Genomic DNA, 13,333 nt, shown 5'->3' with positions numbered 1-13,333 from the left:
AAAACCAATATCACGTTAAAGTTTATGGGTCTGTGGTTGAACGCCCAAACGTCGATATTGTTTATATTTTTCACGCCCGATAATTTTAGCGGGTTCGTTATTTTCAATAATTTCGATAATGTGACTAAAACTCGCGAACTGTTCAAGTGCTTGATCGTTAAAATTAAACACAATCCAGTCGGCTTGCTCAGGCAATTGGGCAGAAATACAGACCGTTGCCTCGGCTTGATCGATACCATGGGGAATGAAACCTGTGTGATCGAAACTCCACAGGCGTTCATCAAGTTGTTGCTGTAAGTCTGGGTCAGCACAATGTAGCCAAATACGTACAGGCTGACGCAGGATCTTACGGCATAAACGACAAGTGCTTTCGACTTGTCGTTCAGGACTTTTTTCAAATAAATAAAAGCTAACTTTAGCCATTCGCTTGAGCACGATTCGCTAAGAATTGCATTAATAATGGCACAGGACGACCTGTTGCGCCTTTATTTGCACCTGAGTTCCATGCAGTACCAGCAATGTCTAAATGCGCCCAACGATATTCACGCGTAAAGCGTTGAAGGAAACATGCAGCTGTTACAGAACCTGCTTTTGGACCACCAATGTTGGCAATATCTGCAAATGGAGAATCAAGTTGTTCTTGATAATCTTCAATTACGGGCATGCGCCATACGCGGTCAAAGCTATGTTGACCTGCAGCAGTCAATTCAGCCGCAAGTTCATCATCCGGAGTGAACATACCAGTAAGGACTGAACCCAATGCCACAACACATGCACCAGTGAGGGTTGCAATATCAATCACCAGTGCAGGGTTAAAGCGTTTTACATAGGTCAAGGTATCGCACAGAACCAAACGACCTTCGGCATCGGTATTTAAAATTTCAACGGTTTGACCGCTCATGGTTGTCACGATGTCGCCCGGGCGAGTGGCATGACCAGACGGCATGTTTTCTGCAGCAGCAATTGCGCCGACCACATGAATCGGTAATTTCGCTTCACACAGCGCACGGATGGTACCCAAAACTGATGCAGAACCGCACATGTCGAATTTCATTTCGTCCATGCCCGCACCTGGTTTAAGTGAGATACCACCAGTATCAAAAGTCACGCCTTTACCAACAAGCACCACTGGCGCTTCTTCACGGTTTGAGAGGTATTCGATGGTAATAATACGGCCTGGACGGTCAGAACCTTTGCTCACAGCAAGGAAAGCACCCATACCGAGATCAGCCATTTGCTGTTCATCGAGTACAGTCACTTTGAGTTGATCTGGGAATTCAGCTGCAAGTGCATGAGCTTGTTCGGCTAAATATTCAGGAAAACAGATATTGCCCGGACGGTTACCTAAGTCACGAGTAAAACTTTGACCTGATTGCACTGCAGAAATTAATTCAAGCTGTGCAGTGGTTAATGGGCTTTCAGTAGCGATTAAATGGATCTGCTCCAAAACAAATTCATTTTTTTTAGACTTGTATTCATCAAACGCATAAGCCGCTTGGGTCAGGCTAAGTGCAAATAAATAATGTTGTTCTTGTGGTAGAGCAGAGATATCGACACTGATCTGTTTGAATTTTTTTTGTGACGCTTTAATAATGGTTTGTGCAATTTTTGCAAATTTATTGACCTGTAATTCAGCAACTTTGCCGAGGCCTAAAAGTGCGCTATTGCGACAAGCGGCAATGTTCGCCACCAAAGGCAGGCTTTCATTGAGTGCCGCTTTAAATTGAGTCGCGTCAATTAAATTATCTAAATCATTGATTTGATATGAAGTAGCTGCATTTTTAACGTGCTCAGAATCTACTAATATCAATAAATATTGGCTGGACGCATTCGCTTGGAATGACGTATTAATAGAAAGTTTCATGTGCGGTATTTATGCCTTTTTAAATTTATAAACCATTAAACCATTGAAACATTTATATGAATAGAGTTTCAATGAGCAACAAGGGTATAGGTTTTATATTTTCTACATTCGGGTAAACTAACGCTAGTTTTTATTGGCCCTATTTTTGGAAGAATTAATTTGATTATTCGGCGTTATCTGGTCAAGCAAGTGGTGTCGACATCACTGGTTGTGATTGCCTTATTGACCTTGATCATGATGGGTGGTCGTTTGATCAAGTACTTTGGTGTGGCGGCGCAAGGTCGTTTAGATGCAAGTATTTTATTTAGCATTATTGGCTACCGTTTGCCTGAATTTTTAACCTTAATTCTTCCGCTCGGTTTCTTTATTGGTCTGATGTTGGTCTTTGGTCGTCTGTATGTCGATCATGAAATGGCTGTGCTCAATGGTAGTGGTGTCAGTCGAAATCAATTGTCACGTTTATTGGTGCCGATGACTGTGGTCTTTATGGCTGTTCAAGCATTTTTGATGCTGTGGGCTTCGCCTTGGGGCATCCGTCAGTTTGAAGCATTAACGACTTCGCAAGCGGTACGAACAGGCTTTGACTTGGTTCGACCCAAAGAGTTTATTTCCTCTGGGCCCTATACCATTTATGCAGGGGACTTGTCAGAAGACCGTAAAAACTTAAAAGATATTTTCTTCTATCAGCGTGCAGAAAAAGAGGGTAAGCCTGATGTCATTATTTTGGCGAAGGAAGCGACCCGCGTCGAAGTGCCCGATGATAATGCCAATGTGGTGGATTTGGTTGAAGGCCGCCGTTACGAAATCTATCCGGGGCAACCGCGTTATTCTCAAGCTGAATTCCAAAGTTATCGTTTACGTTTAGAAAATGATAAAGAAGCAAAATTTGAAAGTACCGAAGTAGAAGCTTTACCAACCTCGAAGTTATGGGATAACCGTCATGATCCTGTGGTTGCCAGTGAACTCGGTTGGCGAATCTTTGTGCCGTTCGCTATTTTGGTAGCGTTATTGCTTGCAACCGCTTTGTCTGAGGTAAGTCCTCGTCAAGGGCGTTACCTGAAACTGTTTCCTGCATTACTTATTTTTGCCAGTTTAATCGTGGCTTTAATGGCGATCAAAACGCGGATCAGTAAAGATGAAATGGGGATTTGGGCTTATCCACTGGTCTTAGTGATTTACGGCATTGCAGCGGCATTGTTCTCGCGTAAACAAAAATTAGCGCCCAAAATTAAGAAACAAATTCAGCGAGTGAGGTCTTAAAATGTTGGCACGTCGTATAGTTGCAAAACATGTGACCAAAACTACTGCTTTAGCCATGCTTGGTGCGACCGCGGTATTGGCTGGCTTACAAGTGCTTTTTACTTATTTAGGTGAATTGGGCTCGCTGAAAGAAGGCTATAACGCATGGAATGCTTTGCAGTATGTATTATGGAGTTCACCGAATTATTTATATGAAATTTTGCCGATTTCAGCCTTGATTGGTGCAGTACTGGGTTTAGGGACTCTAGCTTCAAACAGTGAATTGATTGTGATGCGTTCGGTCGGCATCAGCCTATGGCGGATTGTGGGCTGGGTGATTCGTTCGGCACTCATTTTGGTGGTTTTATCCTTTGCATTAAGCGAATGGGTCATTCCCTATACCAATGAACAAGCCAAAAGCGTCAAAAGTCACCGCACTGCGGCTGAACTGGGCGAAGTCAAAGGCTATTGGTCACGTGAAGGCCAGCGCTTTATTTATATTGACTATGCCAATTCGCAAGGTCAAATTAAAGATGTTCAGGTTATTGATTTTGATGAAAAATATCGTTTGCGAGGCACTTTGGATGCTGAGCAAGGGAATTTTGTCAAAAATGGTTCTTGGTCGCTGCAAAATTCAACCCAAGTGGATCTATTAGCGACGGGTGATGCTGTAGCGAAGCAAAATGCTGAACAACCGCTTTCATTGGCCTTGCAACCCAAATATGTGCATATGGTTACCATTGACCCTGAAGATTTATCACCAAGTCAATTGGTGAGCTTTATGAGCTATATGCATGAATATAGCCAAGTCCCGAAGACCTACCAATTGGCATTTTGGCAAAAGTTTGGTTCGCCCTTTGCTTTAATTGCCTTAGTGGTGATTGCGTGTTCATTTATTTTTGGACCTTTACGTCAACAGTCGATGGGTTTCCGCTTGGTGATTGCCTTATTTGCTGGACTGGGCTTTTACTACTTACAAGATTTCTTGGGTTATGCAAGTTTGGTGTACGCTCCATCGCCTGCATGGTTCGTCTTTATACCAATTATTTTGATGTTTGTAGCGGGTGGCTATCTGCTGCACCGCGCACGTTAAGTGCATGCAAGATTGAGTAAAACAATGTTGATGACCTAGATAAACCATGGTTGTCACATAGAGTCTTCACCGAAAATTCGGTAAGATAGTATGATTAATTTATAAACGAAAGAGTGTTCATTATGACGGATGCAACTGCTGGCAAAATCCCACACGTATTAGTAATTATGGATGGTGTGGGTCATCGCGAAGCGGTCGAGGACAATGCCTTTTTAGCAGCAAAACGACCAAACTTGACTGCAATGCAGGAAAAGCATCCGCATGGATTGATTTCAGGCTCTGGCGAAGACGTTGGTTTACCTGATGGTCAAATGGGTAACTCTGAAGTGGGTCACATGAACCTTGGTGCAGGACGTGTGCTGTATCAAGACTTTACTCGTATTACCAAAGATATTCGTACCGGTGCGTTCTTTGAACATGACGTTTTAGTCGATGCGGTCGAAAAAGCCAAAACAGCAAATCGTGCTGTACATATCATGGGCTTGTTGTCTGAAGGTGGTGTGCATTCACATGAAGATCACATTGTGGCGATGGCTGAATTGGCATTAAAACGCGGTGCAAAAGTGTATCTTCATGCATTCCTTGATGGTCGTGATACACCGCCAAAAAGTGCACAACCTTCGCTTGAAAAATTAGATGCGCTGTTTGCTCAGTATCCGGGTCAAGGTCGTATTGCCACCATGATTGGTCGCTACTTTGCAATGGATCGTGACAACCGTTGGGATCGTGTTGAGCAAGCCTATCGTCTTTTAACTGAAGGTGAAGCAGTGCGTACAGCAGCGACTGCTGTTGAAGGTCTAGAGCAGGCTTATGCTGCTGAAGAATCAGATGAATTTGTGAAAGCGACGCGTATTGGTGATTTAGCACCGATCCAAGATGGTGATAGCGTTGTCTTCATGAACTTCCGTGCTGACCGTGCGCGTGAAATTACCAAAGCTTTTGTGGAAAAAGATTTTGCAGGTTTTGAACGTAAAGTGGTTCCCGCTTTATCAAAATTTGTCATGTTGACACGTTACCAAGCGACAATTGATGCACCTGTGGCTTATATGCCAGAAGCGTTACATAACTCGATTGGTGAATACCTGTCTAATTTGGGTAAAACACAACTGCGTATTGCTGAAACTGAAAAATATGCACACGTGACCTTCTTCTTCAGTGGTGGTCGTGAAGATGAATATCCGGGTGAAAAACGTATTTTGATTCCATCACCAAACGTCGCGACTTATGACTTAAAACCAGAAATGAGTGCTTATGAAGTCACTGATGAATTGGTTGCCGCAATTAATTCAGGTGAGTACGACTTACTGGTTGTGAACTATGCCAATGGTGATATGGTTGGTCATACTGGTGTATTTGATGCAGCAGTCAAAGCGGTTGAAGCCGTAGACACGTGCCTAGGTCGTGTGTATGAAGCTGTGATGGCAAATAAAGGTCACATGCTCGTGACCGCCGATCATGGTAACGTAGAGCAAATGCAGGATTATCAAAGTGGTCAGGTGCATACTCAACATACCACTGAACTTGTGCCGTTTATCTATGTTGGTCCGACCAATGCAACAATTGCAGAAGGTGGTGTTTTGGCTGACGTAGCGCCGACACTTTTAACGCTTATGCACATTCCTGTACCAACAGAAATGCAAGGTCGTAACTTGATTACTCTTGAAGCTTAAAATGTAAGGAAGCATGAATGACTAAAGCACACTGGATGTCAGTTGTAAGCCTTACAGCCTTGCTGCTGTGTTCTAGTCATTCGACATGGGGAGCCGACAAAGCAAAGTCGGCTTTCGATGAATTTGATGGCAGCTATGAACAAAGTTATGCCGAAGTACCTGTCGAATCAATCCAACAATTTGTTCAGATCTATGGCATTGTCAAAGAAAATTATGTCGTTGAAAAAAATGACGATGCATTATTCCAACAAGCCATCAAAGGCATGGTCAGTGGTTTAGACCGCTATTCACGATATCTTTCACCTGAAGACTATAAGCAGCTTTTGCAATACACTGAAGGGGATATTGCGAGTGTCGATTTCAATTTGCGCTTTGATGTAGGTTTACAGCAATGGGTCATCACCAATTTAAAGCCTGATGCCGATTCAGCAAAGCTAGGTCTGAAAAATGGCGCGGCGGTGTTTAAAATTGATGATCAAGAACTCAAAAAACTCAATCAAGATCAAGTGCGACACCTGCTCACCGGCAGTATCGGCTCGACGCTGAATCTACAGCTGATAACTGCAAGTCAACCGGTCAATTTGGTCAGAAACACTAAAGTTGAAACAGATATAGAATCTAAATTATTAAATAATCAGGTTTTAGTTTTACACGTTAAAGTTTTTCAACAAGATACAGCCAATGAAATAAAGCGTTTGATTGAAAGTCATGGTTCGCGTGTCAAAGCGGTATTGTTTGATTTAAGAAATAACCCTGGGGGGTTACTGTCCGCAGCAGTAGAGTCTGCCGATTTATTTTTGAATCAGGGCATTATTGTGTCGACTCGAAGTCGATCTGAGGGTGACCAACAATTTCAGGCTTTACCAAGTTTTGAATTTCAAAATATGAAAGTCGGCATCTTAATCAACAATCGTTCTGCTTCTGCCGCAGAGGTCTTTACCGCAGCATTAAAAGAGCATAAACGTGCATGGGTAGCGGGTGAGAAAAGTTATGGTAAAGGTGTGGTTCAAAAACTATTTCCATTGAGTAATGGTGCGGCTTTACAAATGACTGTGTCGCAATATCTGACACCGAATGGCAAAATGATTGAAGGAATTGGGGTGCAGCCAGACTATAACTATCCGCTGCAACATGATGCACGTGAAGATCACTATGTCGATCATGTTGCAGAGTTATTGCTGAATCAAAAATAAACAGCAATACGCTGGAAAGCTTTTACTCTTCGTCTTCGGTATCTAAACCGAATTTTTTCAAACGATAGCGCAATGAACGGAATGACATGCCTAATTTTTTTGCGGCAAGGGTTCGGTTCCAGTGGGTGATGTTCAACGCATTCATGAGCACTTCTTTTTCGATATTTTCTAAAAAGAGCTCTAAGCCTTCTTCAGGTAGTTTGCGAGGGACCACACTTTGTTCGTTGCTGTTTGCAGCAAGCTGAGCAGAATCATTCGTTGTTGGAGCGGAATTGAACTGAGCACTTGGTTGTCTTAATGGCGCACTTTGCAGATGTTGAAGATCAATTTGATCATCATCGCAGAGGGTCATGGCACGTTCGATAATATTGCGTAGTTCACGAACATTACCCGGATAATATTGGCTGAGTAGGAAACTTTTCGCACGTTCAGTCAGAGGCTTAGTGGCAATTTCCCATTCATGGCTAATTTTTTGAATAAAATGTTGCGCCAATAAGAGGATATCGTCGCCACGTTCACGTAAGGCAGGCAACACTAAATCCATCACATGGATACGGAAAAATAAATCTTGGCGGAATCGACCTTGTTGGACAAGAGCTTCTAAGTCCTGATGACTGGCACTGATCACACGGAAGTCGACATCAATTTCACAGTCTGAACCTACGGGGCGAATACGTTTTTCCTGTACCGCACGTAGCAGTTTAACTTGCATGGCTAAAGGTAATTCGGCAATTTCATCCAGAAATAAGCTACCACCATGTGCAGATTGAATCAGACCTTGCTTGTCTTGGGTGGCACCACTAAAGCTGCCTTTTTTATGGCCAAAAAGTTCACTTTCCATTAACTCGGTCGGAATTGCCCCGCAGTTAATGGCAATAAAGGGCCCTTCATTACGGTTGCTTAAACGGTGAACCAGATTGGCCACGACCTCTTTACCCGTACCAGATTCACCCGTAATAAAAACAGGTGCTTGTGAACGTGCAATTTTCTTTAGAGTTCGACGCAATTGCTGGATTGGAAGCGATTCACCAATCAACATTTTATGTTCTAAAGCATCTTGCGAAGTAATGTCTTCAGCCAATGGCTTATTCAGGGCTTTTTGTAGCAGTTGTTCAAGATGTTTGGGATTGATCGGTTTGCTGACAAAATCGAATGCTCCCGCCTTTAATGCGGCAATGGCAATGTCCATGTTGCCATAGGCTGTTAGCACAGCAACAGGAAGTGTAGGACAGTGTTCATTCATCCAATCTAAGAGCTGTAGACCATTACCATCGGGTAAGTTGAGATCGGTTAGGCAGGCATCGTAGCTATAGGTAGACAAGGCTTTTTTAGCTTCGTCGAGGCGATGTGCAACATGCGTTTTAACCGCCATCCTTGATAAAGACATTTGCATCAGCATACATAAGTCTTCTTCGTCATCAACTAACAATACCAGTGGTTGTGAATCCACAGTTTTCCCCTAAAAACAATTAAATAACAGCTTGTAAGCACTCAATCCTAAAGCAAGCTCCCTGTTTTTGTTCTACATAGGAAAGCTGTGCTTGATTCGCTTCACAGAAGCTATGAGCAAGATATAATCCTAAACCAGTTCCAGTAATTTCGGTACTAAAAAATGGTTGAAATAACTGTGTGCGGTTTTGTAAAGCAACCCCATGACCGAAATCTCGGACATCGATCTGGACTTTTTTCTGATCCGTCCGCGCTACCACTTCGATATACGACATGTCCGGATTGTTATGGCGAATCGCATTACGAATTAGGTTGATTAAAATTTGTCTGAACTGTGCCTCATCAAAATCAATCAAGGTTTTGGCTTGCACATTGAGCCGAATGTTCTGTTGAATGTCTGCTAGATCTTCTTGTAGGAACAGCGGTAAAAATTGCTCTAGATTCAGACGAGTCGGATGGGTTTCCTTATTGCGCACCATATTTAGGGTGTCTTGAATAATTCGGTCAATCCGCACCGCTTGACGTGAAATCATATGATTCAACATGTGCTGTTGTTCGGTATCACTTTGCGGATATAAATCATTGGCATGCACAATCGCCGCTAAAGGATTACGAATTTCATGTGCAATACTGGCGGAGAGTTGCCCTAAAGCGGCTAATTTTAGTTGTTGCACTTGCTGATTGAGTTTTTGTGCATCTTGTAAAATCAGCAAGGTCAGCATTTGATGCGGCACAACGAGTTTTTGTACGAGTACCTGAATGTGGTATTGGCTTTGTTGGGATTCAAATTGGAATTTTTCACCGCTTTTTAAATCTTCAAATTTGAGTAATTCAAATAAATCGGGCTGCGTGGTATACAGTGGATATTGATCATGATGATAAAAATTTGGCATGCCGAGTAAATGGCAAGCAGCAGGATTACTCAGCACCACATGACAGTTTTCATCCAACACCAAATAGCCCGTATCAATCTGCTCCAAGATATAGCGGTTAATGTTTTGTAGTCGATGTAGCTCTAAGGATTGCGAAAAATTCAGATTTTCTAGTAACTGGAAACGTTTCACGGCAATTTGCGCACTGCCATACACCACACAAAATAAAAAAGCCAAAATCGCACTGTTGGTTAAATTTTTGAGTGAGGTAAATTCAAGAATTGAACCTAAAAACAGTTGATACACCACGCAAATCACAGCGATGAGGGTGATGACCAAAGCTTTTTGGGCATCTAATAACAGGGATGCTGCAAAAATCGTAATCACAAACAGCAAACTCAAATGTAAATTAGGTCCATCGATGGCTAAGGTCAGTAAGCTCAGCGAAATGACATCTACAATGAATAACAGTAGTAACTGGTTTGGGATCCGGACTTTGAAACGTCCAAGTGACATGAATTGAATGCTGGTAAACAGCAAATAAATCGTCAATACATATAGGTATAAACGTGGGTATTCATAATCTGAACTGAATTGAGTGTAGGTCAGTAAAAAGACCAGTAACAGACAGGCACTGATGATAAAGCGATAAGCACTGTACCAAAGGCCCAAATGATACTGGTTCAATTCACTATGGATTGAACGCTGTGTCATAAGTAACAGGATGTACGTTGTGTTAAGGTTTGATTAACCCGTAGCGAATCGCCAAGTGAGTTAGTTTGACATCACTATCAATATTCAGTTTTTCAAAAATGCGGTAACGGTAGGTGTTCACTGTTTTAATGCTAACGAATAATTTATCGGAAATTTCTTGTGCGCTAATACAATTGACCACCATCATGGCAACTTGCATTTCACGCTCAGACAGGGCGTCAAAAGGTGATTGTTGGGTATCAGACAAATATGAGCTAGCCAGTTGTTCCGCAATGTCTGCACTGAAATATTTGCCACCTTGCATCACTTTATTAATCGCACGGACCATTTCAGTAACTGGTGCACCTTTGGTGATATAGCCTTTGGCACCTGCTTTTAACAATAAAGACGGGTAGGGTTCTTCAGCAAGTCCACTGACTGCGAGGACTTTTGTATCTGGCGCTGTTTGAAGTAGGCGACGTGTGGTTTCTACACCTCCGATCCCCGGCATATTGACATCTAATAGAACGACATTTGGATGGTGTTGGCGAACAAGTGTAATCGCATCTTCACCCGATTCGGCTTGTCCAATGACTTGGACATCTGCATGGTCTTCGAGCATACGGCAAATACCAGTACGGACTAATTCATGGTCATCTACCACCAAAACTGTGATCACCTACACTCTCCCTCAAATCAAAATCTGTTTTTTTTGTTACATAAAGCAAAATAAGCTTGCAATGAAACGACAAAATTAGCAATCCTATTCTTATATGAAATGAAAAACTTCATACACAATGTGTGAGCAAAAAATGTTCGTAGTTGTGACCAATGTACGGCATATTGCTGGTCTTGCGCAAATGTTTAGTATCCTGAGTTGAGTGAGCAATGGTGAAAAAATTAAATAAATCCTTCATGCACGTTTTGGGCATGTCAATTTTATTCAGTATGAGCAGTTTCAGTTCTGCTGAAATTGTGATGAATAGTGCTGCAAATCAGCAGTCAAATATTAGCTGGTCATCTGAAGATGCAAACCAGTTACTCAACGGTGACGTGTCTTATAGCGCTGAAGAGCCATCTCCTCAAGGGTCAACGAAAGTGACTACTTCTGTACGTAGTACAGGCGGTGTGGTACAGACAGCACCATCGAAAACGGTCCGTATTATTGATACCAATCAATACGCAGGACAGCCCTCTGTAAATGCGCGTGCAGCACTGGTTATGGATGGTCAAACTGGTGAAGTGCTATATAGCAAAAATAGCAATACCGCTTTACCGATTGCATCAATTACCAAACTCATGACAGCAGTAGTGATTTCAGATGCCCGATTAAACATGTCTGAAAAGATTACCTTACAACAGTCTGATTTCTCATGTTCAGGCTGTAAAAGCTCAAGTTCAACGCTGCGTGCTGGCGACAGTATGAACCGCGCAGAAGCTTTGCTATTTGCTTTGATGAAATCTGAAAACCCAGCGGCTTCGGCATTAGCACGTACTTATCCAGGTGGTCGTTCTGCATTTATTTCAGCGATGAATGCGAAAGCACGCTCATTAGGGATGAACTCGACTCATTATATGGAATCGACTGGCTTGCACCCAGGCAATGTCGCTTCGGCACGTGACTTGGGGATTTTGGTGAATACCGCTTCGCAGTATGGTTTGATTCGTCAATTTTCAACCACACCAAGTTATGACTTTAATTTGGGCTACCGCGTGTTGAAATCAAACAATACTAATGCTTTAGTGCGTAATGGTGGTTGGAATATTAATATTTCAAAAACAGGATTTATTAATGAAGCAGGGCGCTGTGTTGTGATGCATACCACACTGAATAACCGTCCAGCGGTGGTGGTGTTATTGGGTGCGGATTCTTCAGTGGCACGAACCAATGATGCGACTCGTTTAATGAACTGGGCGAGCCAGTTACCAAAACGTATTTAACAAGATTTCAGATTTTTCATTCTTTCAGTATTTAGATTTACTCAACGTTTAAATGCTGAAGTGAATGCAAGATATAAAAAAAGCCCTGCAAGAGCAGGGCTTTTTTTTATTCAGTCAGCATATAAATTACATATTTGACAGAATTGAATCACGAACTTGATCCATAGTTGCATCAATTGACAACATCACGGCATCTTGGCATTGCTTGATGGCAGTGTCAGGATCTTTTAGACCGTTACCTGTTACAGTACATACGATCACAGAACCTTCAGCAATTTTACCTGCTTTGATGTCACGAATCGCGCCACCGATAGAAGCTGCAGAAGCAGGTTCTACGAATACACCTTCGTACATAGATAGTAGACGCTGTGCTTCTAAGATTTCAGCATCTTGCAGTTCGTCAAACCAACCTTCTGAGTCGCGGACTACGGCTTTAGCATGGTTCCAGCTTTGTGGATTACCAATACGGATCGCAGTTGCTACAGTTTCAGGGTTTTCTACAGGTGCGCCGCGTAGGAATGGTGCCGCGCCAGCAGCTTGGTAACCCACCATTGTTGGTAGACCCGCAGGTTTTGGACCTGTGAATTGATCAGTTTCAGGATCATAAACTACTTGTACAAATTCTTCTTTAGGCTGATTCGCCACAGCTTCGGTATAACCCATCCAGTGTGCTGTGATGTTACCCGCATTACCTACAGGTAGGCAGTGGTAGTCTGGTGCACGACCTAATTCGTCAACGATTTCGTAAGCAATGGTTTTTTGACCTTGCAGACGGTATGGGTTGATTGAGTTTACAATCGTAACTGGTGCTTGATCCGCAACTTCTTTTACAAGACGCATACCGTCATCGAAGTTACCGTGGATTTGCATTGTTACTGCGCCATACATCATCGCTTGTGCCATTTTACCCATGGCAATTTTGCCTTCTGGGATGAGCACAAAGGCTTTAATGCCTGCACGTGCAGCATAAGCAGCCGCTGCAGCAGATGTATTACCTGTAGATGCACAGATAATTGCTTTAGAGCCTTCTTCCACTGCTTTTGTTACAGCCATGGTCATACCACGGTCTTTAAATGAACCAGTCGGGTTTAAGCCCTCGTACTTCACATAAATTTCAACATTTTTGCCAATAATGCGTGGAATGTTCTCAAGCTTAATCAGTGGCGTATTACCTTCGCCCAAAGAAATTGCGCGAGTAGTTGCAGATACGGGTAAACGGTCGCGATAGCGGTCAACTAAACCAGTATAACGATTGGCATTAGACATGATGATGTTCCAATTGTGTGTAGAGCTTGGCGAGAGGAACTGAAATATTCCCC

11 protein-coding genes are annotated in these 13,333 nt (G+C 42.7%); 5 read left to right on the top strand and 6 right to left on the bottom strand.

What is annotated here, in order from left to right; genetic code table 11:
* Nucleotides 1-15: 15 nt before the first annotated feature.
* A complete protein-coding gene (locus FTU77_RS07775; RefSeq protein ID WP_078189457.1) occupies nt 16-423 on the bottom strand; it encodes a DNA polymerase III subunit chi in 408 nt (135 codons plus the stop codon).
* The gene (locus FTU77_RS07770) at nt 416-1,864 is read right to left on the bottom strand and encodes a leucyl aminopeptidase (protein WP_180055470.1); all 1,449 of its coding nucleotides are present in this window, start codon (nt 1,862-1,864) and stop codon (nt 416-418) included. The genes FTU77_RS07775 and FTU77_RS07770 overlap by 8 nt, the downstream gene beginning before the upstream one ends.
* Before the next feature lie 159 nt (nt 1,865-2,023).
* On the opposite strand from FTU77_RS07770, the gene lptF reads away from it, so the two are divergent.
* From lptF to FTU77_RS07750, 4 genes are all read left to right on the top strand, one after another.
* Complete coding sequence (lptF, locus tag FTU77_RS07765) at nt 2,024-3,124, top strand: LPS export ABC transporter permease LptF (RefSeq protein ID WP_180022073.1); 1,101 nt, start codon at nt 2,024-2,026, stop codon at nt 3,122-3,124.
* A 1-nt stretch (nt 3,125) separates the two neighbouring features.
* A complete protein-coding gene (lptG, locus tag FTU77_RS07760) occupies nt 3,126-4,196 on the top strand; it encodes an LPS export ABC transporter permease LptG (RefSeq protein WP_078192591.1) in 1,071 nt (356 codons plus the stop codon).
* Nucleotides 4,197-4,318: 122 nt separating this feature from the next.
* The gene (gpmI, locus tag FTU77_RS07755) at nt 4,319-5,866 is read left to right on the top strand and encodes a 2,3-bisphosphoglycerate-independent phosphoglycerate mutase (RefSeq protein WP_180055469.1); all 1,548 of its coding nucleotides are present in this window, start codon (nt 4,319-4,321) and stop codon (nt 5,864-5,866) included.
* A gap of 17 nt (nt 5,867-5,883) precedes the next feature.
* Nucleotides 5,884-7,059 carry a S41 family peptidase gene (locus FTU77_RS07750; RefSeq protein WP_168378227.1) on the top strand — a complete coding sequence of 392 codons (1,176 nt, stop codon included), beginning with the start codon at nt 5,884-5,886 and terminating at the stop codon, nt 7,057-7,059.
* Between the two features lie 22 nt (nt 7,060-7,081).
* On the opposite strand, the gene FTU77_RS07745 is transcribed toward FTU77_RS07750, so the two are convergent.
* The 3 genes from FTU77_RS07745 to FTU77_RS07735 are packed head-to-tail and all read right to left on the bottom strand — an operon-like array spanning nt 7,082 to nt 10,752.
* A complete protein-coding gene (locus tag FTU77_RS07745; protein WP_180055468.1) occupies nt 7,082-8,509 on the bottom strand; it encodes a sigma-54 dependent transcriptional regulator in 1,428 nt (475 codons plus the stop codon).
* 19 nt (nt 8,510-8,528) lie between these two features.
* Nucleotides 8,529-10,094, bottom strand: a complete 1,566-nt coding sequence (locus FTU77_RS07740; RefSeq protein WP_180055467.1) for a PAS domain-containing sensor histidine kinase — start codon at nt 10,092-10,094, stop codon at nt 8,529-8,531.
* Between the two features lie 22 nt (nt 10,095-10,116).
* Nucleotides 10,117-10,752, bottom strand: coding sequence for a response regulator (locus FTU77_RS07735; RefSeq protein WP_180055466.1), 636 nt, complete (start codon nt 10,750-10,752; stop codon nt 10,117-10,119).
* A gap of 212 nt (nt 10,753-10,964) precedes the next feature.
* Between FTU77_RS07735 and FTU77_RS07730 the strand changes: the two genes are divergently transcribed.
* The gene (locus tag FTU77_RS07730) at nt 10,965-12,014 is read left to right on the top strand and encodes a serine hydrolase (protein WP_180004717.1); all 1,050 of its coding nucleotides are present in this window, start codon (nt 10,965-10,967) and stop codon (nt 12,012-12,014) included.
* Between the two features lie 126 nt (nt 12,015-12,140).
* Here the strand turns inward: FTU77_RS07730 and thrC are convergent, their stop codons facing one another.
* Nucleotides 12,141-13,280, bottom strand: a complete 1,140-nt coding sequence (gene thrC / locus FTU77_RS07725) for a threonine synthase (RefSeq protein WP_078192584.1) — start codon at nt 13,278-13,280, stop codon at nt 12,141-12,143.
* Between the last annotated feature and the right edge of the window lie 53 nt (nt 13,281-13,333).

Origin of the sequence: Acinetobacter sp. YH12142 (assembly GCF_013418435.1) — a bacterium.
In the GTDB taxonomy this organism is placed as follows: Bacteria; Pseudomonadota; Gammaproteobacteria; order Pseudomonadales; family Moraxellaceae; genus Acinetobacter; species Acinetobacter amyesii.
This window is presented reverse-complemented; position numbering and strand designations above follow the sequence as displayed.